General features: G+C 45.5%; 22 protein-coding genes and 2 pseudogenes. 5 read left to right on the top strand and 19 right to left on the bottom strand.

Annotated features, from left to right (window positions below):
- Nucleotides 1-359: 359 nt before the first annotated feature.
- Together XZ46_RS36365 and XZ46_RS06890 are read left to right on the top strand one after the other, a co-directional pair.
- On the top strand, nt 360-536 hold the full coding sequence (locus XZ46_RS36365; RefSeq protein ID WP_228116503.1) for a hypothetical protein: 177 nt from the start codon (nt 360-362) through the stop codon (nt 534-536).
- A 113-nt stretch (nt 537-649) separates the two neighbouring features.
- Nucleotides 650-1204: a sterol desaturase family protein gene (locus XZ46_RS06890; RefSeq protein WP_228116502.1), complete on the top strand. Its 555-nt coding sequence runs from the start codon at nt 650-652 to the stop codon at nt 1202-1204.
- Between the two features lie 244 nt (nt 1205-1448).
- Here XZ46_RS06890 and XZ46_RS06885 read toward each other — a convergent pair whose 3' ends face one another.
- The 17 genes and pseudogenes from XZ46_RS06885 to XZ46_RS06805 all read right to left on the bottom strand — a co-directional run bounded on the left by XZ46_RS06885 (nt 1449) and on the right by XZ46_RS06805 (nt 18738).
- Nucleotides 1449-2165: a Uma2 family endonuclease gene (locus XZ46_RS06885; protein WP_048894984.1), complete on the bottom strand. Its 717-nt coding sequence runs from the start codon at nt 2163-2165 to the stop codon at nt 1449-1451.
- Between the two features lie 50 nt (nt 2166-2215).
- A pseudogene (locus tag XZ46_RS06880) lies at nt 2216-3025 on the bottom strand (Uma2 family endonuclease).
- Between the two features lie 47 nt (nt 3026-3072).
- Nucleotides 3073-3894: a Uma2 family endonuclease gene (locus XZ46_RS38245; RefSeq protein ID WP_048894983.1), complete on the bottom strand. Its 822-nt coding sequence runs from the start codon at nt 3892-3894 to the stop codon at nt 3073-3075.
- Nucleotides 3895-3944: 50 nt separating this feature from the next.
- Nucleotides 3945-4808, bottom strand: a complete 864-nt coding sequence (locus tag XZ46_RS38240) for a Uma2 family endonuclease (RefSeq protein WP_006668080.1) — start codon at nt 4806-4808, stop codon at nt 3945-3947.
- 50 nt (nt 4809-4858) lie between these two features.
- Complete coding sequence (locus XZ46_RS06865; RefSeq protein ID WP_048894982.1) at nt 4859-5701, bottom strand: Uma2 family endonuclease; 843 nt, start codon at nt 5699-5701, stop codon at nt 4859-4861.
- A gap of 50 nt (nt 5702-5751) precedes the next feature.
- Nucleotides 5752-6657 carry a Uma2 family endonuclease gene (locus tag XZ46_RS38235; RefSeq protein ID WP_048894981.1) on the bottom strand — a complete coding sequence of 302 codons (906 nt, stop codon included), beginning with the start codon at nt 6655-6657 and terminating at the stop codon, nt 5752-5754.
- Between the two features lie 47 nt (nt 6658-6704).
- Nucleotides 6705-7379: a Uma2 family endonuclease gene (locus tag XZ46_RS06855; RefSeq protein WP_048894980.1), complete on the bottom strand. Its 675-nt coding sequence runs from the start codon at nt 7377-7379 to the stop codon at nt 6705-6707.
- A 47-nt stretch (nt 7380-7426) separates the two neighbouring features.
- Nucleotides 7427-8206 (bottom strand): Uma2 family endonuclease, encoded by a 780-nt coding sequence (locus XZ46_RS06850; protein ID WP_048894979.1) that lies wholly within the window; start codon nt 8204-8206, stop codon nt 7427-7429.
- 50 nt (nt 8207-8256) lie between these two features.
- Nucleotides 8257-8999 (bottom strand): annotated as a pseudogene (locus XZ46_RS06845) (Uma2 family endonuclease).
- Nucleotides 9000-9049: 50 nt separating this feature from the next.
- On the bottom strand, nt 9050-9808 hold the full coding sequence (locus XZ46_RS06840) for a Uma2 family endonuclease (RefSeq protein ID WP_048894978.1): 759 nt from the start codon (nt 9806-9808) through the stop codon (nt 9050-9052).
- Between the two features lie 50 nt (nt 9809-9858).
- Nucleotides 9859-10617: a Uma2 family endonuclease gene (locus tag XZ46_RS06835; RefSeq protein WP_048894978.1), complete on the bottom strand. Its 759-nt coding sequence runs from the start codon at nt 10615-10617 to the stop codon at nt 9859-9861.
- Nucleotides 10618-10667: 50 nt separating this feature from the next.
- Nucleotides 10668-11426: a Uma2 family endonuclease gene (locus tag XZ46_RS06830; RefSeq protein WP_048894977.1), complete on the bottom strand. Its 759-nt coding sequence runs from the start codon at nt 11424-11426 to the stop codon at nt 10668-10670.
- Nucleotides 11427-11476: 50 nt separating this feature from the next.
- Nucleotides 11477-12172: a Uma2 family endonuclease gene (locus XZ46_RS06825; protein ID WP_048894976.1), complete on the bottom strand. Its 696-nt coding sequence runs from the start codon at nt 12170-12172 to the stop codon at nt 11477-11479.
- Between the two features lie 47 nt (nt 12173-12219).
- On the bottom strand, nt 12220-12873 hold the full coding sequence (locus XZ46_RS06820) for a Uma2 family endonuclease (RefSeq protein ID WP_048895381.1): 654 nt from the start codon (nt 12871-12873) through the stop codon (nt 12220-12222).
- Nucleotides 12874-13249: 376 nt separating this feature from the next.
- Nucleotides 13250-15724 carry an ATP-dependent Clp protease ATP-binding subunit gene (locus XZ46_RS06815; protein ID WP_048894975.1) on the bottom strand — a complete coding sequence of 825 codons (2475 nt, stop codon included), beginning with the start codon at nt 15722-15724 and terminating at the stop codon, nt 13250-13252.
- Nucleotides 15725-16058: 334 nt separating this feature from the next.
- On the bottom strand, nt 16059-16913 hold the full coding sequence (locus XZ46_RS06810) for an META domain-containing protein (RefSeq protein ID WP_006620855.1): 855 nt from the start codon (nt 16911-16913) through the stop codon (nt 16059-16061).
- Between the two features lie 301 nt (nt 16914-17214).
- Nucleotides 17215-18738 carry a site-2 protease family protein gene (locus XZ46_RS06805; protein ID WP_006620856.1) on the bottom strand — a complete coding sequence of 508 codons (1524 nt, stop codon included), beginning with the start codon at nt 18736-18738 and terminating at the stop codon, nt 17215-17217.
- A gap of 80 nt (nt 18739-18818) precedes the next feature.
- Here XZ46_RS06805 and XZ46_RS06800 point away from each other — a divergent pair, with 80 nt between their 5' ends.
- Complete coding sequence (locus XZ46_RS06800) at nt 18819-19466, top strand: MBL fold metallo-hydrolase (protein ID WP_006620857.1); 648 nt, start codon at nt 18819-18821, stop codon at nt 19464-19466.
- 75 nt (nt 19467-19541) lie between these two features.
- Nucleotides 19542-20006: a hypothetical protein gene (locus tag XZ46_RS06795; RefSeq protein ID WP_006620858.1), complete on the top strand. Its 465-nt coding sequence runs from the start codon at nt 19542-19544 to the stop codon at nt 20004-20006.
- Here XZ46_RS06795 and XZ46_RS06790 read toward each other — a convergent pair.
- Together XZ46_RS06790 and XZ46_RS06785 are read right to left on the bottom strand one after the other, a co-directional pair.
- Complete coding sequence (locus XZ46_RS06790; protein WP_048894974.1) at nt 20003-22195, bottom strand: PAS domain-containing protein; 2193 nt, start codon at nt 22193-22195, stop codon at nt 20003-20005. The two genes, XZ46_RS06795 and XZ46_RS06790, sit on opposite strands and share 4 nt — an antisense overlap.
- Before the next feature lie 353 nt (nt 22196-22548).
- Nucleotides 22549-23067, bottom strand: coding sequence for a response regulator (locus XZ46_RS06785; RefSeq protein ID WP_006668087.1), 519 nt, complete (start codon nt 23065-23067; stop codon nt 22549-22551).
- Nucleotides 23068-23321: 254 nt separating this feature from the next.
- Here XZ46_RS06785 and XZ46_RS06780 point away from each other — a divergent pair, with 254 nt between their 5' ends.
- Nucleotides 23322-25355 (top strand): FAD-dependent oxidoreductase, encoded by a 2034-nt coding sequence (locus XZ46_RS06780; protein WP_006620862.1) that lies wholly within the window; start codon nt 23322-23324, stop codon nt 25353-25355.
- Nucleotides 25356-25492: the final 137 nt, after the last annotated feature.

The following is a 25492-nucleotide window of genomic DNA, read 5'->3' as shown; positions in this document are numbered from 1 at the left end:
GAAAACAAGATATTCAAACATTGCCAGCGTTAGGAAAAATTTAATTGAACAACTAACTTAATTATTGTCAGCAATCCCTCATTCGAGCTGTGGCCAATTCATGGAGCGATCGCATACTCCGAGCCAACGAATCCAGTGTTTTCTCTAATAGTAATTTGCACGCTATGCCATTCTCTCTACTCTGGCTGCCGATAGTTGAGTTGCCCATAGATGCGACAATCTGAGGCGAACGTACTGATAATGTGGTATAATCATCTGGCTCTATCTTGGCTAGGTCTCCACTCTGCTTTAAAGGTTAACTCTATCTACCACTATAAATGGAATGACTGCTAACTATCTAATGTTCAGAGATTAAACAGATGCAAAAACTTTTTAATTTATTGTTTGAGATAGAATTTTATCTGAAAGTTGCGATAACTTGCACAATTTTTCAGCAACTCTTTTACTGGATATTGCATGATATTGAAGTCAACTTTATCACCCAAGTAGTCCTGTCCTATACTGGCTGGTTGGTTCAGTCTCATTTTATGCCATAGGTATTTTCATAGAAAAGGTACTTAAAAAAAATGATTATTTTAGAGTTAAGAGGAATACTAGAACTAAGAAAGTCAAAAAACAACCTTACCCTGCCTTTACTACTCAAGGTATTGTGATTGGAGAATTAAAGAGTTTTATCGCCGCATTAATTATCCTCTACCTAGCACCAGAAGTCCATAGAGGTAATGATTTTATTCTGAATCTGGGATGGTTCTTGATGAGAATAATGGCTGCGGATTTCTGTTTTTATGTCACCCATTGGCTATTCCACAGAAGATTTTTACAGAAAATACATCTCAAACATCATCAATTTTCTGACTCGTCCAGTTTTGTGGCTGGTCATAAGAGTTTTGGTGAATATATTATCGTTACGATTACAGATATTTTACCTATCTTTATCTTTGGATATGATATCACACAACTATTGGCTTGGACTCTTGTCGGTAATGCTTACAACTTAGAAGGTCATAGTGCATTGTCAATATTTTTCATATCCTCAGATTTTCACGATCTGCATCATACCAATTTCAAGGGAAACTATGGCATTCATGGATTTTGGGACAGGGTATTTAATACTTTGAATCCTACAACTAAAAAATCAGGCATTATGTTTCCGACTGCTTCTCTGGAGAAAATTACTATGAAATTGTATAGTCGTTGGGATTAAGAACCGATCGCCGATTGAGATTGAATGGAAGCATTCAACATCCTCGTATTTGAGCAGACAAACCGGGTTTATATTGGGTTGACACCCTAGGTTTTGTGGCTAAGGTTATTATGGAAACCCGGTTTCTTGTGTGTCTAACAGCGATCGCTCATCTTATCCGAACATAACTAAGGCGCGATAAACACACCCAGAACACAATCGGCAGATTCCTTTAACTTCTATGTGTATTCCTCCTCAAAGGGGATTACATAGCATCAGGGTCAATGCCTAATTCCCGCAGTTTTTCCGCCAGGCGGTTAGCGCGTTCTGCTTCCTGTTGTGCGCGTTCTGCTTCCTGTTGGGCGCGTTCTGCCTCTTGTTGGGCGCGTTCTTCTGCTTGTTGGCGATCGCTCTCTAACTCAATATAAGTCGAGAATTTACGACCATCGGGACGATACAATTCTAACCCCGACTCCGAGATTTCAAATCTCACCCCTAGCCGGGGAGAAATCCAGCCTTTTATGGTGTCAATTAATGTCAGTTGATTCTCTGTGCGAATCCAACCACAGACATCGATTTTATCGGGGTCATATATATAGTATTCTTCCACTCCATAACGCTGATAAAAGTCCAGCTTTTTCGCCATTTCGGTTAAGGTATTACCGGGAGATAATACCTCAAAAACTACTTGGGGGGCGATATCATCTTCTTCCCATTGCAAATAAGACCCCCGTTTAACTTTGGGTCTTCCTATGGCTACCATCACATCTGGAGCTACTCGCAGTTTATTGTTGCCTTCTACGGGATACCAGAGTAAATCTCCGGCTACAAATACGTTAGGGTCATCTTTAAAGAGGGCATCAATCCCTCCTTGAATGGTGACAATCCAGCGGAATTGTTCGGTGTTTTCTGCCATAGGTTGACCGTCGCTTTCGGGGTAGATAATTGGGGTTTGGGGAGTGGTTTTAATCTCTGTTACCATGTTGCCTCCTTGGGGTGGGTTCTGTGCCTAAACTGGTTCAACTTTTTCCCTTACATAGCATCAGGGTCAATGCCTAATTCCCGCAGTCTTTCCGTCCCGTCAGGCGGTTAGCGCGTTCTGCTTCCTGTTGGGCGCGTTCTGCTTCCTGTTGGGCGCGTTCTGCCTGCTGTTGGGCGCGTTCTGCCTCCTGTTGGGCGCGTTCTTCTGCTTTTTGGGCGCGTTGTGCCTGCTGTTGTGCGCGTTCTTCCGCTTGTTGGGCGCGTTTTTCGGCTTGTTGGCGATCGCTCTCTAACTCAATATAAGTCGAGAATTTACGACCATCGGGACGATACAATTCTAACCCCGACTCCGACATTTCAAATCTCACCCCTAGCCGGGGAGAAATCCAGCCTTTTATGGTGTCAATTAATGTCAGTTGATTCTCTGTGCGAATCCAACCACAGACATCGATTTTATCAGGGTCATATATATATATAGTATTCTTCCACTCCATAACGCTGATAAAAGTCCAGCTTTTTCGCCATTTCGGTTAAGGTATTACCGGGAGATAATACCTCAAAAACTACTTGGGGGGCGATATCATCTTCTTCCCATTGCAAATAAGACCCCCGTTTAACTTTGGGTCTTCCTATGGCTACCATCACATCTGGAGCTACTCGCAGTTTATTGTTGCCTTCTACGGGATACCAGAGTAAATCTCCGGCTACAAATACGTTAGGGTCATCTTTAAAGAGGGCATCAATCCCTCCTTGAATGGTGACAATCCAGCGGAATTGTTCGGTGTTTTCTGCCATAGGTTGACCGTCGCTTTCAGGGTAGATAATTGGGGTTTGGGCAGTGGTTTTAATCTCGGTTACCATGTTGCCTCCTTGGGGTGCTTTATGGGTGTATTCGTTGTCAAAGGGGATTACATAGCATCAGGGTCAATGCCTAATTCCCGCAGTCTTTCCGCCAGGCGGTTAGCGCGTTCTGCCTCCTGTTGGGCGCGTTCTGCTTCCTGTTGGGCGCGTTCTGCCTCCTGTTGGGCGCGTTCTGCCTCCTGTTGGGCGCGTTCTGCCTCCTGTTGGGCGCGTTCTTCTGCTTTTTGGGCGCGTTGTGCCTGCTGTTGGGCGCGTTCTGCCTCTTGTTGGGCGCGTTCTTCTGCTTGTTGGCGATCGCTCTCTAACTCAATATAAGTCGAGAATTTACGACCATCGGGACGATACAATTCTAACCCCGACTCCGAGATTTCAAATCTCACCCCTAGCCGGGGAGAAATCCAGCCTTTTATGGTGTCAATTAATGTCAGTTGATTCTCTGTGCGAATCCAACCACAGACATCGATTTTATCGGGGTCATATATATAGTATTCTTCCACTCCATAACGCTGATAAAAGTCCAGCTTTTTCGCCATTTCAGTTAAGGTATTACCGGGAGATAATACCTCAAAAACTACTTGGGGGGCGATATCATCTTCTTCCCATTGTAAATAAGACCCCCGTTTAACTTTGGGTCTTCCTATGGCTACCATCACATCTGGAGCTACTCGCAGTTTATTGTTGCCTTCTACGGGATACCAGAGTAAATCTCCGGCTACAAATACGTTAGGGTCATCTTTAAAGAGGGCATCAATCCCTCCTTGAATGGTGACAATCCAGCGGAATTGTTCGGTGTTTTCTGCCATAGGTTGACCGTCGCTTTCGGGGTAGATAATTGGGGTTTTGGGAGTGGTTTTAATCTCTGTTACCATGTTGCCTCCTTGGGGTGGGTTCTGTGCCTAAACTGGTTCAACTTTTTCCCTTACATAGCATCAGGGTCAATGCCTAATTCCCGCAGTCTTTCCGCCAGGCGGTTAGCGCGTTCTGCTTCCTGTTGGGCGCGTTCTGCTTCCTGTTGGGCGCGTTCTGCTTCCTGTTGGGCGCGTTCTGCCTGCTGTTGGGCGCGTTCTGCCTGCTGTTGAGCGCGTTCTTCTGCTTTTTGGGCGCGTTGTGCCTCCTGTTGGGCGCGTTCTGCCTCCTGTTGGGCGCGTTGTGCCTGCTGTTGGGCGCGTTCTGCCTCTTGTTGGGCGCGTTCTTCTGCTTGTTGGCGATCGCTCTCTAACTCAATATAAGTCGAGAATTTACGACCATCGGGACGATACAATTCTAACCCCGACTCCGAGATTTCAAATCTCACCCCTAGCCGGGGAGAAATCCAGCCTTTTATGGTGTCAATTAATGTCAGTTGATTCTCTGTGCGAATCCAACCACAGACATCGATTTTATCGGGGTCATATATATAGTATTCTTCCACTCCATAACGCTGATAAAAGTCCAGCTTTTTCGCCATTTCCGTTAAGGTATTACCGGGAGATAATACCTCAAAAACTACTTGGGGGGCGATATCATCTTCTTCCCATTGCAAATAAGACCCCCGTTTAACTTTGGGTCGTCCTATGGCTACCATCACATCTGGAGCTACTCGCAGTTTATTGTTGCCTTCTACGGGATACCAGAGTAAATCTCCGGCTACAAATACGTTAGGGTCATCTTTAAAGAGGGCATCAATCCCTCCTTGAATGGTGACAATCCAGCGGAATTGTTCGGTGTTTTCTGCCATAGGTTGACCGTCGCTTTCGGGGTAGATAATTGGGGTTTTGGGAGTGGTTTTAATCTCTGTTACCATGTTGCCTCCTTGGGGTGGGTTCTGTGCCTAAACTGGTTCAACTTTTTCCCTTACATAGCATCAGGGTCAATGCCTAATTCCCGCAGTCTTTCCGCCAGGCGGTTAGCGCGTTCTGCTTCCTGTTGGGCGCGTTCTGCTTCCTGTTGGGCGCGTTCTGCCTGCTGTTGGGCGCGTTCTGCCTGCTGTTGAGCGCGTTCTTCTGCTTTTTGGGCGCGTTGTGCCTCCTGTTGGGCGCGTTCTGCCTCCTGTTGGGCGTGTTCTGCCTCCTGTTGGGCGCGTTCTTCGGCTTGTTGGGCGCGTTCTTCTGCTTTTTGGCGATCGCTCTCTAACTCAATATAAGTCGAGAATTTACGACCATCGGGACGATACAATTCTAACCCCGACTCCGACATTTCAAATCTCACCCCTAACCGGGGAGAAATCCAGCCTTTTATGGTGTCAATTAAGGTCAGTTGATTCTCTGTGCGAATCCAGCCACAGACATCGATTTTATCAGGGTCATATATATAGTATTCTTCCACTCCATAACGCTGATAAAAGTCCAGCTTTTTCGCCATTTCCGTTAAGGTATTACCGGGAGATAATACCTCAAAAACTACTTGGGGGGCGATATCATCTTCTTCCCATTGCAAATAAGACCCCCGTTTAACTTTGGGTCGTCCTATGGCTACCATCACATCTGGAGCTACTCGCAGTTTATTGTTGCCTTCTACGGGATACCAGAGTAAATCTCCGGCTACAAATACGTTAGGGTCATCTTTAAAGAGGGCATCAATCCCTCCTTGAATGGTGACAATCCAGCGGAATTGTTCGGTGTTTTCTGCCATAGGTTGACCGTCGCTTTCGGGGTAGATAATTGGGGTTTTGGGAGTGGTTTTAATCTCTGTTACCATGTTGCCTCCTTGGGGTGGGTTCTGTGCCTAAACTGGTTCAACTTTTTCCCTTACATAGCATCAGGGTCAATGCCTAATTCCCGCAGTCTTTCCGCCAGGCGGTTAGCGCGTTCTGCTTCCTGTTGGGCGCGTTCTGCTTCCTGTTGGGCGCGTTCTGCTTCCTGTTGGGCGCGTTCTGCCTGCTGTTGGGCGCGTTCTGCCTGCTGTTGGGCGCGTTCTGCCTGCTGTTGAGCGCGTTCTTCTGCTTTTTGGGCGCGTTGTGCCTCCTGTTGGGCGCGTTCTGCCTCCTGTTGGGCGTGTTCTGCCTCCTGTTGGGCGCGTTCTGCCTCCTGTTGGGCGCGTTCTTCGGCTTGTTGGGCGCGTTCTTCTGCTTGTTGGCGATCGCTCTCTAACTCAATATAAGTCGAGAATTTACGACCATCGGGACGATACAATTCTAACCCCGACTCCGAGATTTCAAATCTCACCCCTAGCCGGGGAGAAATCCAGCCTTTTATGGTGTCAATTAATGTCAGTTGATTCTCTGTGCGAATCCAACCACAGACATCGATTTTATCAGGGTCATATATATAGTATTCTTCCACTCCATAACGCTGATAAAAGTCCAGCTTTTTCGCCATTTCGGTTAAGGTATTACCGGGAGATAATACCTCAAAAACTACTTGGGGGGCGATATCATCTTCTTCCCATTGCAAATAAGACCCCCGTTTAACTTTGGGTCTTCCTATGGCTACCATCACATCTGGAGCTACTCGCAGTTTATTGTTGCCTTCTACGGGATACCAGAGTAAATCTCCGGCTACAAATACGTTAGGGTCATCTTTAAAGAGGGCATCAATCCCTCCTTGAATGGTGACAATCCAGCGGAATTGTTCGGTGTTTTCTGCCATAGGTTGACCGTCGCTTTCAGGGTAGATAATTGGGGTTTGGGCAGTGGTTTTAATCTCGGTTACCATGTTGCCTCCTTGGGGTGCTTTATGGGTGTATTCGTTGTCAAAGGGGATTACATAGCATCAGGGTCAATGCCTAATTCCCGTAGTTTTTCCGCCAGGCGGTTAGCGCGTTCTTCCGCTTGTTGGGCGCGTTCTTCTGCTTGTTGGCGATCGCTCTCTAACTCAATATAAGTCGAGAATTTACGACCATCGGGACGATACAATTCTAACCCCGACTCCGAGATTTCAAATCTCACCCCTAGCCGGGGAGAAATCCAGCCTTTTATGGTGTCAATTAATGTCAGTTGATTCTCTGTGCGAATCCAACCACAGACATCGATTTTATCGGGGTCATATATATAGTATTCTTCCACTCCATAACGCTGATAAAAGTCCAGCTTTTTCGCCATTTCGGTTAAGGTATTACCGGGAGATAATACCTCAAAAACTACTTGGGGGGCGATATCATCTTCTTCCCATTGCAAATAAGACCCCCGTTTAACTTTGGGTCGTCCTATGGCTACCATCACATCTGGAGCTACTCGCAGTTTATTGTTGCCTTCTACGGGATACCAGAGTAAATCTCCGGCTACAAATACGTTAGGGTCATCTTTAAAGAGGGCATCAATCCCTCCTTGAATGGTGACAATCCAGCGGAATTGTTCGGTGTTTTCTGCCATAGGTTGACCGTCGCTTTCAGGATAGATAATTGGCGTTTGGGGAGTGGTTTTAATCTCGGTTACCATGTCGCCTCCTTGGGGTGCTTTATGGGTGTATTCGTCGTCAAAGGGGATTACATAGTATCAGGGTCAATACCTAATTCCCGCAGTCTTTCCGCCAGGCGGTTAGCGCGTTCTGCTTCCTGTTGGGCGCGTTCTGCTTCCTGTTGGGCGCGTTCTGCCTGCTGTTGGGCGCGTTCTTCGGCTTGTTGGGCGCGTTCTGCCTGCTGTTGGGCGCGTTCTGTTTCCTGTTGGGCGCGTTCTTCTGCTTTTTGGCGATCGCTCTCTAACTCAATATAAGTCGAGAATTTACGACCATCGGGACGATACAATTCTAACCCCGACTCCGAGATTTCAAATCTCACCCCTAGCCGGGGAGAAATCCAGCCTTTTATGGTGTCAATTAATGTCAGTTGATTCTCTGTGCGAATCCAACCACAGACATCGATTTTATCGGGGTCATATATATAGTATTCTTCCACTCCATAAAGCTGATAAAAGTCCAGCTTTTTCGCCATTTCGGTTAAGGTATTACCGGGAGATAATACCTCAAAAACTACTTGGGGGGCGATATCATCTTCTTCCCATTGCAAATAAGACCCCCGTTTAACTTTGGGTCGTCCTATGGCTACCATCACATCTGGAGCTACTCGCAGTTTATTGTTGCCTTCTACGGGATACCAGAGTAAATCTCCGGCTACAAATACGTTAGGGTCATCTTTAAAGAGGGCATCAATCCCTCCTTGAATGGTGACAATCCAGCGGAATTGTTCGGTATTTTCTGCCATAGGTTGACCGTCGTTTTCGGGGTAGATAATTGGGGTTTGGGCAGTGGTTTTAATCTCTGTTACCATGTGGCCTCCTTGGGGTGAGTTCTGTGCATAAAGTGGTTCAACTTTTTCCCTTACATAGTATCAGGGTCAATACCTAATTCCCGCAGTCTTTCCGCCAGGCGGTTAGCGCGTTCTGCTTCCTGTTGGGCGCGTTCTTCCGCTTGTTGGGCGCGTTCTGCCTGCTGTTGGGCGCGTTCTGTTTCCTGTTGGGCGCGTTCTTCGGCTTGTTGGCGATCGCTCTCTAACTCAATATAAGTCGAGAATTTACGACCATCGGGACGATACAATTCTAACCCCGACTCCGACATTTCAAATCTCACCCCTAACCGGGGAGAAATCCAGCCTTTTATGGTGTCAATTAATGTCAGTTGATTCTCTGTGCGAATCCAACCACAGATATCGATTTTATCAGGGTCATATATATAGTATTCTTCCACTCCATAACGCTGATAAAAGTCCAGCTTTTTCGCCATTTCGGTTAAGGTATTACCGGGAGATAATACCTCAAAAACTACTTGGGGGGCGATATCATCTTCTTCCCATTGCAAATAAGACCCCCGTTTAACTTTGGGTCGTCCTATGGCTACCATCACATCTGGAGCTACTCGCAGTTTATTGTTGCCTTCTACGGGATACCAGAGTAAATCTCCGGCTACAAATACGTTAGGGTCATCTTTAAAGAGGGCATCAATCCCTCCTTGAATGGTGACATGACAATCCAGCGGAATTGTTCGGTATTTTCTGCCATAGGTTGACCGTCGTTTTCGGGGTAGATAATTGGGGTTTGGGCAGTGGTTTTAATCTCTGTTACCATGTTGCCTCCTTGGGGTGAGTTCTGTGCATAAAGTGGTTCAACTTTTTCCCTTACATAGTATCAGGGTCAATACCTAATTCCCGCAGTCTTTCCGCCAGGCGGTTAGCGCGTTCTGCTTCCTGTTGGGCGCGTTCTGCTTCCTGTTGGGCGCGTTCTTCGGCTTGTTGGGCGCGTTCTGCCTGCTGTTGGGCGCGTTCTGTTTCCTGTTGGGCGCGTTCTTCGGCTTGTTGGCGATCGCTCTCTAACTCAATATAAGTCGAGAATTTACGACCATCGGGACGATACAATTCTAACCCCGACTCCGACATTTCAAATCTCACCCCTAACCGGGGAGAAATCCAGCCTTTTATGGTGTCAATTAATGTCAGTTGATTCTCTGTGCGAATCCAACCACAGATATCGATTTTATCAGGGTCATATATATAGTATTCTTCCACTCCATAACGCTGATAAAAGTCCAGCTTTTTCGCCATTTCGGTTAAGGTATTACCGGGAGATAATACCTCAAAAACTACTTGGGGGGCGATATCATCTTCTTCCCATTGCAAATAAGACCCCCGTTTAACTTTGGGTCGTCCTATGGCTACCATCACATCTGGAGCTACTCGCAGTTTATTGTTGCCTTCTACGGGATACCAGAGTAAATCTCCGGCTACAAATACGTTAGGGTCATCTTTAAAGAGGGCATCAATCCCTCCTTGAATGGTGACAATCCAGCGGAATTGTTCGGTGTTTTCTGCCATAGGTTGACCGTCGTTTTCGGGGTAGATAATTGGGGTTTGGGCAGTGGTTTTAATCTCTGTTACCATGTTGCCTCCTTGGGGTGAGTTCTGTGCATAAAGTGGTTCAACTTTTTCCCTTACATAGTATCAGGGTCAATACCTAATTCCCGCAGTCTTTCCGCCAGGCGGTTAGCGCGTTCTGCTTCCTGTTGGGCGCGTTCTGCTTCCTGTTGGGCGCGTTCTTCGGCTTGTTGGGCGCGTTCTGCCTGCTGTTGGGCGCGTTCTGTTTCCTGTTGGGCGCGTTCTTCGGCTTGTTGGCGATCGCTCTCTAACTCAATATAAGTCGAGAATTTACGACCATCGGGACGATACAATTCTAACCCCGACTCCGACATTTCAAATCTCACCCCTAACCGGGGAGAAATCCAGCCTTTTATGGTGTCAATTAATGTCAGTTGATTCTCTGTGCGAATCCAACCACAGATATCGATTTTATCAGGGTCATATATATAGTATTCTTCCACTCCATAACGCTGATAAAAGTCCAGCTTTTTCGCCATTTCGGTTAAGGTATTACCGGGAGATAATACCTCAAAAACTACTTGGGGGGCGATATCATCTTCTTCCCATTGCAAATAAGACCCCCGTTTAACTTTGGGTCGTCCTATGGCTACCATCACATCTGGAGCTACTCGCAGTTTATTGTTGCCTTCTACGGGATACCAGAGTAAATCTCCGGCTACAAATACGTTAGGGTCATCTTTAAAGAGGGCATCAATCCCTCCTTGAATGGTGACAATCCAGCGGAATTGTTCGGTGTTTTCTGCCATAGGTTGACCGTCGTTTTCGGGGTAGATAATTGGGGTTTGGGCAGTGGTTTTAATCTCTGTTACCATGTTGCCTCCTTGGGGTGAGTTCTGTGCATAAAGTGGTTCAACTTTTTCCCTTACATAGTATCAGGGTCAATACCTAATTCCCGCAGTCTTTCCGCCAGGCGGTTAGCGCGTTCTGCTTCCTGTTGGGCGCGTTCTGCTTCCTGTTGGGCGCGTTCTTCGGCTTGTTGGGCGCGTTCTGCCTGCTGTTGGGCGCGTTCTGTTTCCTGTTGGGCGCGTTCTTCTGCTTTTTGGCGATCGCTCTCTAACTCAATATAAGTCGAGAATTTACGACCATCGGGACGATACAATTCTAACCCCGACTCCGAGATTTCAAATTTCACCCCTAGCCGGGGAGAAATCCAGCCTTTTATGGTGTCAATTAATGTCAGTTGATTCTCTGTGCGAATCCAACCACAGACATCGATTTTATCGGGGTCATATATATAGTATTCTTCCACTCCATAACGCTGATAAAAGTCCAGCTTTTTCGCCATTTCGGTTAAGGTATTACCGGGAGATAATACCTCAAAAACTACTTGGGGGGCGATATCATCTTCTTCCCATTGTAAATAAGACCCCCGTTTAACTTTGGGTCGTCCTATGGCTACCATCACATCTGGAGCTACTCGCAGTTTATTGTTGCCTTCTACGGGATACCAGAGTAAATCTCCGGCTACAAATACGTTAGGGTCATCTTTAAAGAGGGCATCAATCCCTCCTTGAATGGTGACAATCCAGCGGAATTGTTCGGTATTTTCTGCCATAGGTTGACCGTCGCTTTCGGGGTAGATAATTGGGGTTTGGGCAGTGGTTTTAATCTCGGTTACCATGTTGCCTCCTTGGGGTGAGTTCTGTGCATAAAGTGGTTCAACTTTTTCCCTTACATAGTATCAGGGTCAATACCTAATTCCCGCAGTCTTTCCGCCAGGCGGTTAGCGCGTTCTGCTTCCTGTTGGGCGCGTTCTTCCGCTTGTTGGGCGCGTTCTTCTGCTTTTTGGCGATCGCTCTCTAACTCAATATAAGTCGAGAATTTACGACCATCGGGACGATACAATTCTAACCCCGACTCCGACATTTCAAATCTCACCCCTAACCGGGGAGAAATCCAGCCTTTTATGGTGTCAATTAAGGTCAGTTGATTCTCTGTGCGAATCCAGCCACAGACATCGATTTTATCAGGGTCATATATATAGTATTCTTCCACTCCATAACGCTGATAAAAGTCCAGCTTTTTCGCCATTTCCGTTAAGGTATTACCGGGAGATAATACCTCAAAAACTACTTGGGGGGCGATATCATCTTCTTCCCATTGTAAATAAGACCCCCGTTTAACTTTGGGTCGTCCTATGGCTACCATCACATCTGGAGCTACTCGCAGTTTATTGTTGCCTTCTACGGGATACCAGAGTAAATCTCCGGCTACAAATACGTTAGGGTCATCTTTAAAGAGGGCATCAATCCCTCCTTGAATGGTGACAATCCAGCGGAATTGTTCGGTATTTTCTGCCATAGGTTGACCGTCGCTTTCGGGGTAGATAATTGGGGTTTTGGGAGTGGTTTTAATCTCGGTTACCATGTGGCCTCCTTGGGGTGCTTTATGGGTGTATTCGTCGTCAAAGGGGATTACATAGCATCAGGGTCAATGCCTAATTCTCGCAGTCTTTCAGCCAGGCGGTTAGCGCGTTCTTCGGCTTGTTGGCGTTGGTTGTCCAATTCGATATAAGTCGAGAATTTACGACCATCGGGACGATACAATTCTAACCCCGACTCCGACATTTCAAATCTCACCCCTAGCCGGGGAGAAATCCAGCCTTTTATGGTGTCAATTAATGTCAGTTGATTCTCTGTGCGAATCCAACCACAGACATCGATTTTATCGGGGTCATATATATAGTATTCTTCCACTCCATAACGCTGATAAAAGTCCAGCTTTTTCGCCATTTCGGTTAAGGTATTACCGGGAGATAATACCTCAAAAACTACTTGGGGGGCGATATCATCTTCTTCCCATTGCAAATAAGACCCCCGTTTAACTTTGGGTCGTCCTATGGCTACCATCACATCTGGAGCTACTCGCAGTTTATTGTTGCCTTCTACGGGATACCAGAGTAAATCTCCGGCTACAAATACGTTAGGGTCATCTTTAAAGAGGGCATCAATCCCTCCTTGAATGGTGACAATCCAGCGGAATTGTTCGGTGTTTTCTGCCATAGGTTGACCGTCGCTTTCGGGGTAGATAATTGGGGTTTGGGGAGTGGTTTTAATCTCGGTTACCATGTCGCCTCCTTTGAGTGGGTTGGCTAAAATCAGATGTGGAAATTTAGGATTAATATGTTGACTATTTGGAGGTTGATATGCTAGTATCACTATGATGATGTCTGCCCTAATTAGATTATAGGGGTTGAGGTCTTGGACTGTACCGATGAGTATTAGGCGACGGTGAATCGGTAAAATTGTCTAGGGAAAGAATGGGAAACACCCAGATAAACCCAGATAAGAAGGGATATAGGGAAGTCGGAGGAAGCAACTGTAAGATTGTGTAGAAATGCGATCGCATTTGTAAATCTGATGACGATCGCATTATTGAAATCAGGTAAAATCCATGGCTAAATTAGAGACAAGGGATAATTCCTTGTCTCCAAATATAAACTACTTAGCCGTTAGTAGTGGCATATTCAGGAAGCCGACGCAGACGTTCTTCACCAGTGAGAACTTTTACCTGTCCATCATCATCCAAGTCTACCAAAGCCTGATCACCCGGTTTAAGCGCACCCGATAGCATGGTTTCCGCCAGGACATCTTCTAACAGATTCATAATCGCACGACGGAGGGGACGAGCGCCATAATTAGGATCATATCCCACCTCAACAATATGATCTTTAAAGCGATCGCTAACTTCCAGGACAATCTCCTTATCCCGCAAGCGAGCAAACACTTCCTCCAACAGGATATCAGCAATCTGTTTAACCTCATCTTTGGTCAACTTACGGAAAACAATAATCTCATCGAGACGGTTAATAAACTCCGGTCGGAAATACTGTTTCAACTCCTCATTAACCAAATTGCGAATCCGAGTATATTGAGCCTCTTCCTGTGATTGCTCAAACTCAAAACCCAGACCGCCGCCACCCTTTTCTATCACCTTCGAGCCGATATTGGAAGTCATGATAATCAGAGTATTTTTGAAACTGACCGTGCGACCTTTAGCATCAGTCAACCGTCCATCCTCCAAAATCTGCAATAGCATATTAAAGACATCGGGGTGAGCCTTTTCGATTTCGTCAAACAGAATCACCGTATAGGGACGACGACGCACCGCCTCCGTCAGTTGTCCACCCTCATCATAGCCGACAAAACCGGGAGGGGAACCAATCAACTTAGAAACCGTGTGGCGTTCCATAAACTCGGACATATCCAAACGGATCATCGCTTCCATGGAACCAAAGAAGTAATAAGCCAAAGCCTTGGTTAGTTCGGTTTTTCCCACCCCGGTCGGACCGGAAAAGATAAAGCTGGCGATCGGTCGGTTGGGGTTTTTCAGTCCCACCCTGGCGCGACGAATAGCGCGGGAAACGGCGCTCACAGCCTCATGTTGACCTATCAGGCGCTGATGTAGGGTATCTTCCATGTGCATCAGTTTATAGGACTCAGATTCAGTCATTTTAGTGACGGGAATTCCTGTCCAGGCTGAGAGGACATCGGCGATATCTTCTTCGGTAACAATTAAGTTAGTTTTGATGCTGGTTTCCACTTGGGAAGCGGCTTCAATTTGGTCTTTGCATTTCAATTCACGATCGCGCAATTCTCCAGCCTTATCGAAATCCTGAACTTGAACAGCGACATCTTTTTGTTTAACAATGTCGGACAGTTCCACTTTCAGATCTCGCACTTCTGGGGGTAACTTAGAGTGCATCACCCTCACCCGCGAGCCAGCTTCATCAATTAAATCGATCGCCTTATCAGGAAGAAAGCGATCGCTAATATAGCGGTGAGATAGTTTCGCCGCCGCCAAAACCGCCTCATCAGAAATAGTCAAGCGGTGGTGTTGTTCATAAGCCGATCGCAACCCAAATAGAATCTCGATAGTTTCCTCAACGCTAGGTTCTCCCACCATTACCGGCTGAAATCGGCGTTCTAAGGCGGCATCACGCTCAATATACTTCCGGTATTCATCCAGAGTCGTTGCGCCGATACACTGCAATTCTCCCCTTGCTAAAGCCGGTTTGAGCATATTAGCCGCATCCATAGTTCCCTCAATGGCTCCCGCTCCCACCAGGGTATGGATTTCGTCAATTAATAGGATAATATTGCCATTAGCCTTAATTTCCTGAACAATTTTTTTGAGTCGTTCTTCAAACTCTCCCCGGAAACGGGTTCCCGCCACCAGAGTTCCCATTTCCAGGCTCACCACTTGGCGATTTTCCAGAAGTTCCGGCACATTTCCATTAATAATACGTTGAGCGAGTCCTTCTGCGATCGCTGTTTTACCAACCCCCGGTTCACCAATTAGCACCGGGTTGTTTTTGGTACGGCGACCGAGTATTTGAATCACCCGTTCTATTTCGCGATCGCGTCCTACAATAGGATCTAGCTTTCCTTGAGCTGCCAACTGAGTCAAGTTAGTAGAAAACTCATCAAGGGTCGCCGTTTTACGACTCTGACTGCGGGAGTTTCCCCCGGCTGAGGCGGGGACTTCCTCCCCTAAATTTTTAATCAATTCTGTCCGCAATTGTCGGCGCTCAATACCGAAGTTTTCCAGAACCTTGGCTGCTACGCCTTCTTCATCTTGCAACAGGCCTAGCAATATATGTTCTGGCGCAATATAATTATTGCCTAACTGCCTAGCCTCTTTCATCGCCGACTCAAAGACCCTCTTGGCGCGAGGCGTAAACGGAATTTCTGGTGGCATAAAACCAGAACCGCGCCCAATAATAGATTCTATCTCACGGCGGGTATTATCCAAGTTTAGGTTTTGGTCTGAGAGTACCTTGGCGGCGATACTGGTTCCTTCTCCAATAATACCCAGTAGCAGTTGTTCAGTACCGACGAAGTTATGTCCCAAACGTCGCGCCTCTTCCTGAGACAGCATCACGGCCTTGATCGCTTGATCTGAAAAATATTCAAACATTTGTGCTTTTCCCGTCCAGCTATTGTACTTAGCTAACCCTGGGGTGTGCTTTTGATCCGTGCAGGAGGAACATCACACCACCAAGATTTGTAAACTTTTGTGTATTTTGCCTATCCCTACTCTATCGCTACTCTAGCAATAATGCAGTAAGGATAGCCGTAATTTTGCTGAAACGGGGACTAGGGGCTAGGGACAGGGTTTATCAACCCGTCCCCAATTTTTAGACCCTACTCAGCCAAGAACTTGACCGTGGCAAATAATTGCTAACAGATCAACCAGGTTTCTTGGTGGCGGTTGATGTCAAATTAACCGCCTAATTATCAATTATCCTTACTCAATTATCATGCTCAAATACCATGATACCTGAACCTGATGCGTTTTGGAAGGTCATCACCAAATTATTACCATTTACCCGAAACTCTTGCACGCCTTCTAAAGCCTGAATAAACTCTGATTCCTGAGTCATTAACTCTGGTTCACAAGCCATGGAAGTTGAGGCTAAGGTGTTAATTTCTAGTTGCTGTTCTTTGACCTCATAACCACCGATTAAACGATTACAGCCACCAGTTCCAGAAATGCTATTTTCGGCAAACTCTAGGGTGACTTTGCTATCAGCGACTAAATCAATCATGGAGTCAGATTTTGTCCAAAACAACAACCGCCACGGCTTATTTAACATGGAGTTAACACTAGGTTCATCATACTTGCTAAACACCATAAAACCCGACCCCGAATCATTTTGGTAATTCATGATTAAATTATCACCATTGACCCGAAATTCTTGCACACCTTCTAAGGCTTTAACAAATTGGAACTCTTGGCTCATTAAGGCTTCTTCGCAAGCCATTCTCGTGCTACCTACGGCACTTATTTCTAGGCGATTATCATGGACTTTATGGCCTGCCATTAAACGATTACATCCCGCCGAACCACTAATTCCATTTTGGTCAAAAGCTAGGGTGATTTCACTACCAGCAACCACATCAACTAACCTATCAGCTTGACTCCAAAATGAGAGTTTCCAGCTACTATCTGCAATGGGGTGATTCATAGCCATGTATTGTTCAGAAATATTTTGATAAACTACTGACCCAGACTGGGCTATACCTTGACTAGCAAACCATACCGGAGAAGCGATCGCACAAGTAGCTACCACCAGCAAACCTTTCCATTGACTTAGTTTTAACATCTTTTTTCACTCCAAGCAACCATCTTAGTATAGCAACTATTGTGGGTTTATTACCCACTTTCTCAAATCACACCAACCGTAAATTAGGCATCATCGAACACCGGGAATTGTTCGGATGACATATCTGCCTGCTGTCAGTTTTCTTAATTTTTTCCATCCATCTTGATGATCAGACAAAACTTGACATCTGCCCTCACCATTTTAGGTAATGCGATCGGGTGAGCCAAATAGTGAACAGTATGACCAGGCCCCTCGACCTGTCTTAATGGGGTGTAACTTTAGGAATTGTGGTGAATGGTGGTTAATTCAAAAGTTGAGCCAATAGGCGAGGCATAGGTAAAATAATTGTTAGTAAAACGCCTAAAGTCATCAATCCGATGATATCTCGGACATCATCAACTTCACTAACATCATTAAGGGCTGGTTCATCATTAAGGGGTAAAAAGAATAGCAGGATGGCTAAAATCATAAATTCCGACTGAATTAAAGCCACGAATAACATCAAAAAGCGGGTAATTTGACCAATAATTAGACTGAGGCGCTGACCAAACATAGCATGAACCATGTGGCCTCCATCTAATTGACCAATAGGGAGTAAATTAAAAGCGGAAACTACCAAGCCTATATATCCAGCGATCGCCACCGGGTGCAAACTGATAGCCATATCCCGGCTTAAAGCATCTCCTAAAGCCAGTTTTGCCAAGATAGCCAAAAACATCGAAAACCTAGGATTGAGGGCATTAAAGGTCAAAATTCCCGACTGATCAGGCACAATATCGACGACTTCCGAATGAGCAAATCCCCAGAATAATAAAGGAATGGTCACCAGTAAACCAGCCCAGGGACCAGCCACACTGACATCAAATAAAGCGCGGCGGTGGGGATATGGCGATCGCGTTTGAATAAAAGCGCCAAAAGTTCCCAGAAAAAAGGGAACTGGAATAAAATAGGGAGGGGTTACCTGAATCTGATGGTGTCTAGCGGTCAAGTAGTGGCATAACTCATGAACCCCCAAAATCGCCATTAAAGCGACAGCATAGGGAAACCCCGTCAACAATAGGGAAGGATCATCCTGCCAATCCTGATTTGATATTCCCATAATTGTGCTTCCCGCGACAGTAGTTGTAAACAGGGTAATCACCATTAGCGCCAAGGCTAACAGAGGCTGACTCAGCAGGTCTTGATCAGATTTGGGAGGAGCGTCGGGGTGACGTTGGGGATTAGGGACAAGGGCGAATAGGGGTTTATCAGATAAGTCTCGTTGGAATATTACCAAAAAGCGATCGCCAAAATTTGCCTCAATTTTCTCTCTTACGGTTTGATAAGCTATATCAGGTTGCGATCGCAATTGACCCCGACAAATCACCGCCTGGGGTCGATATTCCACATCATGCAACGGAAACACCGACCAAGGGAAACAAGCCCTTAATTTAGTCTCCTCACTCTGGCTGATAGGTGACACAGGTTCTGGAGTTTTGGTAGTTTCTGAGACAGAAGAATCTGTTTCACTTCCGGCATCTTCTGGGGTAGGATACTGGCGGCCAATATGCACCAAAACCCAATATAGACAAGGACAGACAATAAATGGAATAATCACCAGTAAAGCCGGAATCGGGGTCTGTTTGCCATAAATTATCACCCAGCCAGTCCAGATGAAAGCAGGTGCCATCATCACCAACCACAAGATCCACACGGGAGTCCTGGTAATGCGGGTGACACTTTGACGCAAAACCAAATAAGTGACAAGTCCTAGAATTAGTAGCAATAAAAGCATAATGATATTTTGATCGCAGGGAACACCGTAACCGGGAATCAGGGAAACCACAAAAAAGGATCTGGTATAGTTTACCGATAACTCGTTGAGATTCAAAAATGGCCCATAGGAACACCAGTGGAAACAGCGTAATGGCCCAGCAGCAGTCTACAACCAAACCACCGAAACCTATTTTTGAAACAATTTATGGATTTTCACCAAACCGAGATACTCTGGGTGGGACAGCTTACTTCATTGTAGAAAACTCAGGTAATATCTTGATCGATTCTCCGCCTTGGACAGAAACTGAACAAGAGTTTATCCAGCAACAGGGGGGGCTAAAGTGGTTAGTGATCACCCATCGCGGCGGTATGGGTAAAGCTAGGGAAATTCAGAAAGCTACTGACTGTCAAATTTTGTGTCAGGAACAGGAAGCCTATCTGTTACCAGAAGCTGAGGTCATATCTTTTGAAAGGGAATTTTCCCTAACTCCAGAGATTATGGTGATTTGGACTCCTGGACATTCTCCCGGTTCCTCCTGTGTTTATACTTCCCAGTATGGCGGGATCTTGTTTTCCGGTCGCCATTTGTTACCTGATGCTAAGGGTAAGCCAGTCCCCCTACGAACTGCTAAAACTTTTCACTGGTCGAGACAAGTTCGCAGTGTGCAGGTCCTATTGGATAGATTTACACCGGAAACGTTACAATGGATTTGTCCTGGGGCTAGTATTGGCTTATTACGCGCCAAGTTGGCGATCGCTGACGGTTATCACCAAATCGCTGATAGCATGAGGCAATAGCTCACCTCAATTGTCCGTTGCCACTTGTGTGGCAAAATATTCTATAGCTGTTGCTAAATTTATCGCCAAATAACTATGACTTCTGCAACTACACTTTCCGATGCTCCTGATTTGACAGGTGATGATTACATTGTTATTGGTTTAGCCCACTGCTTTATTAAAGAAGATGGGGAAGTCCAACCGGTTACGATCGCCGAACCCATCCCCTCAGCCGCCTTAGAAGCGATTATCAAGGGTATTCCTACCTCCTATCAAATCGCCTCTGCTGTCACCCTGGGAACTTTACTCACCGATGAGTCTGTCACACTTCCTGAAGCCTTCAGCCCAGAAACTCAACTCTGTGACGACTTTAGAGAACGTACCATCGCCGCCGCGCGTACCTACAAACGCCGTGAGGTGGCTAAGTCTCATATTTCAGTCGGGACTACCTTCGAGAAATTGAACTTTTCCACCGAACGCAAACGCCTACTTAATTCTGAACGAATTGTTAGCGCGGAAGATAACGTTAAACAACACGCCTACACCCACCAAGTTCTCTAGTTAGACTTCAGCGGTATATATATTCTGAACTCCAAGCCGCCTTGGGGTTGGGAAACACAAGCCAGTTCACCACCATGCTTTTCAACTACTAGGTGATGGGCTATAGACAATCCTAGGGCGGTTGTTTGACCAAAAGTAGGCGCGGCTAATAATGGTTCAAATACCTGCTGAAATTCATCTGGGCTTAAACTTGGACCATTATCAGCTATGGAAATCATTACCCTTTTTCTGTCTTTCTCCTCCACTATGGTAGTGCTGACTGACAGGGTAGGATCAACCATGCGATCGCCTCCTACCATCGCCATTTCTAGCCGATCTATATGGTAGGTGATTAGATTCATAAATACCTGATTTAATTGTCCGGGATAACACTCGATTAACGGTAAATATCCATAGTCTTTGACTAATTTAATACTCCCTCGCCCTCCCTTAGCCTGTAGGCGATTTTGCAAAATCAGCAAGGTACTATCCAAGCCTTCATGAATATTCGCCTCCTTCATTTGGGATTCATCTAGACGGGTAAATACACGCAGCGATCGCACCACGTCCCTAATGCGTTCCGCCCCCACCTGCATAGATTCAAACATTTTGGGTAAATCTATCTTGATAAAATCAAGACCTATTTCCTCCATTTCTTCCTCAATTTCCTCCGGGGTTTCTGGATAATACTCGTTATATAAATCTACCAATCTCAGTAGATCCTCAATATACTTATATCCATGACCCAGATTACCAAAAATGAAATTAACCGGATTATTAATTTCGTGAGCAATTCCTGCTACTAATTGTCCCAGAGAAGACATCTTTTCAGTTTGCACTAATTGGGTTTGGGCGCGTTTTAACTGTACTAAAGCCGCTTCTAACTCGTTGCGGCGGCGAGTTTCCTGTTCCTCACTTAGTCGCAGCGCCATTTCCATATTACGGCGTTCGGTAATATCTAACCCGACAAATACCGCCGCCGCGCCCCGATGATATTTTTGAGCTACAATTAAATAGGTGCGTGGTTCACCCTTAACATTAGCAGTAATTTCCCGAGAACTTGTCCAGTTATTCCTATCAAAAAAAGCATAGACAAATTCATTAAATTCTGGGCTGGTTTGCAGAAAACCTACCTCTTTACCGATGAATTGATGGGTCGGTACACCATAAGCATTAGCTAGGTGTTGATTAACCCCTAAATATCTCAGGTCTGAACCTACCCAAGACACTAACCCTGGTACCGCATTTAAAACAGCTTCGAGTTGGTCGCGCGACTCGGTAATGACTGAGGAAGCCACTTGACGTTCGGAGATATCTCTGGCAAACCAACAGATTAACGGTAAGGTGGGAGAATGGCGATCGCCTGTTTGTATGGCAGTATTAACCTTAATATCAATATCTGAGGGTTTAACCTCTAAATAGTTAACATTGACTTCCACGGGACAAATTACGCCATGGCGACAACTATGGCGTGATTCAAAAGTCAGCGAACCTTTATGGCGAATATCCTCGCACTGGACAGACCAGATAGTTGGGGATAGGTCAGGATCAATATCGTAGATTTTCAGTTTTAGTAATTCCCCCCGGGAATAGCCTAATAACCTACAGGCAGTGTCATTAACATAGCATAACCTACCATCAAGGGTAATCCACAATACCGCATCCGCCGCCCTATCCATCGCCAATTGGGTCAGTTGTAGGGTATCCTTTAACTGTTTCGATGCGGTAATGGCTTCTAAGGACAGGATTAAACCAGCGATCGCCCCGGTTTCCGTTTTCCAAGGCCTGACAACCCATTTCACCCATTCTATGCTACCATCACTCAGGCTCAGACAGGTTTCTAATTCCCAACTGTCTAAGGTTCCTGCTAAAGATGCCCCGGCGTTTTCATGCCAACAATCTGGTAAGTTCGGAAATAGCTGGTAATGGCATACACCCAATAAATTATCCGCCACCTGACGATTATACTCGTCTTGCCACTGCTGAGATATGGCAATATAGCGCATTTGGCGATCGACCATAGCGATCGCTGTCGGCATTGATGCCATCAGTTGATTAAATAGTATATCTCCTGATCTCCCTGGAACTGCTGCACTATACATAGAATTATAGCCACAATTATAGCCATTGCTAACTGATGCCGTCTCCTGGGATGAAAAAGATTGTGTGGGCTGGTTATTCACAATTCGCGATACTCCGGTTAATTGCATCTAGTCGGCACAGTTAGAAATTACAGGGGAATATTGGAGCGTTTCGGATCATTTATGTTCCATTTCTACGTTCCATTGCAATTATTATGGGGGGTCTCACCCTCCATTGTATTCTTGGTTACAGATTTTGTCTATATTCCTTATTGCTTTTCAACCCATGTCCCAAAGTCCCATAGCCAGCGGGCTGCGTAGGGTGCGTCAGAAGCCGACTATATGAATCCTAACCGGAAAATTTGGGCCTGACGCAGCACAGCGATCGCCATGGTGCGTCAGAAATCCATTTCCTCCCTTGATGATAATTATCCCTATCTGACGCACCCTACGGGTTGACATCTATTTTCAATTATCATGAATTATCCCATATTTAATCTGTCTAACTGATGGTAATTAAACATGATTTTCTGGATTTTGGTGAATACATAACCTAATTCTATTTGGTCAATAGGTAGTAAATCCAGCACTTCTAAAACTCGTTGTAATCCTAAAATAATTTCTGCCCGTAAGTGTAGGGCGGGAAATCCGGGTAATAAATCCTGCGCCCCTTGTTTGATAGCCCAAAGACGTTCTGCTTGTGATACTTTTGGGGCGGTTTCATGAGTTAAAATAACTTCAACTTCGGGATAGTTTAAATCACACCAACGACAAAATTCATAGGGGCTTTCTTCTTGCCTGATAAAATACATGACATCAACTATACATAAATCTGGTAGCTGGTTTTCTCGAGCTTTTTTCTGCAAAAAGAACTTTAAATGTGATGATTTATGGTAGTTGTAAACTGATAGACCTTGAGAAGACAAGATTAAATTCCAAATCATTTGCTGTGGCTTCGAGATTTGAGCAACCAGCACAGTTTTCGGAGGGTTATTTATCATACAAAAACTCACTTTTTGTTAATCAAGCACAATCCTATCGGTCGAAATCAATCAACCTTCAGTAATAGCTTTTGATGGTTTTTGTAGAGACACCCTTAACTTAAACAACAAGAATCAGCAAATCTTGAAATCCGACTGACTAAAATTTAGACTGCGTGTTATGATCTATCAAATAGCCGTTTAAACTCCACCCCAACTGCTGATTATAGCACTGGGACTGGTAATCTTAATCTCAATCAACTAATTAGTTGCCAATGCCTGAATTTCATCAATTACTAAATTTGCCATCTATTTCTCGCAGACAAGCTATCAAGATTTTGGGAGTCAGTATAGCTGGTGGAATCCTAGGCTATTCCCGATTCAAAAAAACCCAACCTACGATCGCCCAAAAAGACTCAATTGCCCTTCCCTATACTTTAAACAACCCTAAAAAAGTTGTTGTAGTCGGTGCCGGATTAGCAGGTTTAGCCTGTGCCTACGAACTCAGCCAACGGGGGTTTGCAGTGACCTTATTGGAACGCGCGCCCCAACTCGGTGGCAAAATTGCCAGTTGGCCGATTCAGGTAGGAAACCAGACGTTTATGATGGAACATGGGTTCCACGGGTTTTTCCCCCAGTATTATAACCTCAACCGCATCATTGAGGAACTCCACATCAGAGATAATTTTTTATCTCTTAAATTCTACTCGGTAGTTCTGAGAAATAACACTTATGAGCCGGAAGTGTTTCGCCCCAATCATTCAGCCTTTCCCTGGAATATAGTAGATTTAGCGATCGCATCACCCAACCGACTCCGGTGGGGAATTAACCTCACCAAACGCCAACACTGGGAAGTTTTCCGAGAAATTGGTGGTTTCGCCATTCCCGACAGCTTTGAAAGACTCGATCAGATCTCCGTCAGCGACTGGGTAAAGGGAGAATTTCCCCAAGGTCTTTACGACCTGTACTTTCTCCCCTTCGCTAAGTCTAGCCTAAATGCGCCGGATTCTCTTAGCGCCGGAGAACTAATGCAGTTTTTCCATTTCTACTTTTTCGGGAACCCAGAAGGACTAGCCTTTAACGGGACCCGCGAAGATATGGGTAGCAGTCTCGTCCAACCCATAGCCGATGCAATTATTGCCAAAGGGGGTAAAATTATCACCGGAGGGGTAGTTTCTGAGGTGAAATGGCGAGATGGAAAAATTGACTCCCTCACCTACACCACCGGAGACCGTCATGGGTCAGCACCTTTTTGGGTAAATCGTCATGTCAGTTTAGGAAACACTGGGGAATATTTTGGCGCTGCGGATGAAGTTTATGCTGTTAACCCCGATAAAACGGAAGCGATTTCCCTCACCTGTACTCACCAAGGTTGTACTGTTAATCAGGAGTCTGATGGACGTTTTTACTGTCCCTGTCATGGCGCTATTTATGATCAACAAGGTCGGGTGATTTCGGGTCCGACTCAACAGGATTTACCCCGATTTAAGGTTCTCAAATATGACACTACTCGCCTACAGTTAATTGCTCAAACCAACAAACCCCCCAAAGGTAGGGGGGATAATAGGGAGCTAAAACAGGAGGTAAGCTCGCACTACTCTAAAATGGCGGCTTCTCAACTTTCCGTTACATATGTTACACAATCGACGATTAGTTTAGCAGCAGACTATTACATATTTGCTACTGATGTTCCGGGGGTTAAATCTTTATTTTCCCTGTCTATAGGGGATGTTAACCGGAAGGTTCAACAACAAATCGAAAAATTGGCGATCGCTGACCCTTTTGCGGTGTGTCGATTCTGGTTTGACCGAGATTTCCCCTGGGAACATAGCGATTTTACCTCGGTATCGGGTTATAAATTAACCGATAGTATCACCCTATATCATCGCATTCAAGAAACTTATCAACAATGGCATCAACAAACGGGAGGAAGTGTGGTAGAACTGCACGCATACTGTTATAAAGAAGCGGATTTCCCTACTCAATCAGCGTTGCTAACCACCTTTGAAAAAGAACTATATGAAATCGTCCCTGAACTGCAAAACGCCACTCTATTACATCGAGAATTAGTCAATCAAAAGAACTTTTCTGGCTATCCACCGGGTAGTTATAGCGATCGCCCTTGCACTGATTCTGGTGTCCCTAATCTCCAATTTGCGGGAGATTGGGTAAAAATGCCTTTTCCCTGTGGTTTAATGGAAAGGGCGGTTAGTAGTGGCTTATTGGCGGCTAATGATATTATACACCAAGAAGGATTGCAAAGACGACCATTATTATCTGTCAATCCCAAAGGTATTTTCACGATTTGAACACGGGATAATTGACAGCTATTAATAACGGGTTGGGTGCGTCAGCAAAGGCTGTACAGCTTGTTCACCAGTCGCTTAATACATTGCCCTCACCCTAAATCTGGATCCCAGAGAGGGAGAGGGACTTTGAGAGGTGA

Source organism: Limnospira indica PCC 8005 (assembly GCF_000973065.1).
GTDB classification, from domain to species: domain Bacteria; phylum Cyanobacteriota; class Cyanobacteriia; order Cyanobacteriales; family Microcoleaceae; genus Limnospira; species Limnospira fusiformis.
Note: the sequence above shows the minus strand (reverse complement) of the source record. Positions and strands in the feature narration are given on the sequence as shown.

Coding starts and splice junctions, on each gene's coding strand:
- XZ46_RS36365 (WP_228116503.1), top strand. CDS start 360: ATGCAAAAACTTTTTAATTTATTGTTTGAGATAGAATTTTATCTGAAA.
- XZ46_RS06885 (WP_048894984.1), bottom strand. CDS start 2,165: ATGGTAACAGAGATTAAAACCACTCCCCAAACCCCAATTATCTACCCC.
- XZ46_RS38245 (WP_048894983.1), bottom strand. CDS start 3,894: ATGGTAACAGAGATTAAAACCACTCCCAAAACCCCAATTATCTACCCC.
- XZ46_RS38240 (WP_006668080.1), bottom strand. CDS start 4,808: ATGGTAACAGAGATTAAAACCACTCCCAAAACCCCAATTATCTACCCC.
- XZ46_RS06865 (WP_048894982.1), bottom strand. CDS start 5,701: ATGGTAACAGAGATTAAAACCACTCCCAAAACCCCAATTATCTACCCC.
- XZ46_RS38235 (WP_048894981.1), bottom strand. CDS start 6,657: ATGGTAACCGAGATTAAAACCACTGCCCAAACCCCAATTATCTACCCT.
- XZ46_RS06855 (WP_048894980.1), bottom strand. CDS start 7,379: ATGGTAACCGAGATTAAAACCACTCCCCAAACGCCAATTATCTATCCT.
- XZ46_RS06850 (WP_048894979.1), bottom strand. CDS start 8,206: ATGGTAACAGAGATTAAAACCACTGCCCAAACCCCAATTATCTACCCC.
- XZ46_RS06840 (WP_048894978.1), bottom strand. CDS start 9,808: ATGGTAACAGAGATTAAAACCACTGCCCAAACCCCAATTATCTACCCC.
- XZ46_RS06835 (WP_048894978.1), bottom strand. CDS start 10,617: ATGGTAACAGAGATTAAAACCACTGCCCAAACCCCAATTATCTACCCC.
- XZ46_RS06830 (WP_048894977.1), bottom strand. CDS start 11,426: ATGGTAACCGAGATTAAAACCACTGCCCAAACCCCAATTATCTACCCC.
- XZ46_RS06825 (WP_048894976.1), bottom strand. CDS start 12,172: ATGGTAACCGAGATTAAAACCACTCCCAAAACCCCAATTATCTACCCC.
- XZ46_RS06820 (WP_048895381.1), bottom strand. CDS start 12,873: ATGGTAACCGAGATTAAAACCACTCCCCAAACCCCAATTATCTACCCC.
- XZ46_RS06815 (WP_048894975.1), bottom strand. CDS start 15,724: ATGTTTGAATATTTTTCAGATCAAGCGATCAAGGCCGTGATGCTGTCT.
- XZ46_RS06810 (WP_006620855.1), bottom strand. CDS start 16,913: ATGTTAAAACTAAGTCAATGGAAAGGTTTGCTGGTGGTAGCTACTTGT.
- XZ46_RS06800 (WP_006620857.1), top strand. CDS start 18,819: ATGGCCCAGCAGCAGTCTACAACCAAACCACCGAAACCTATTTTTGAA.
- XZ46_RS06795 (WP_006620858.1), top strand. CDS start 19,542: ATGACTTCTGCAACTACACTTTCCGATGCTCCTGATTTGACAGGTGAT.
- XZ46_RS06790 (WP_048894974.1), bottom strand. CDS start 22,195: ATGCAATTAACCGGAGTATCGCGAATTGTGAATAACCAGCCCACACAA.
- XZ46_RS06785 (WP_006668087.1), bottom strand. CDS start 23,067: ATGATAAATAACCCTCCGAAAACTGTGCTGGTTGCTCAAATCTCGAAG.
- XZ46_RS06780 (WP_006620862.1), top strand. CDS start 23,322: ATGCCTGAATTTCATCAATTACTAAATTTGCCATCTATTTCTCGCAGA.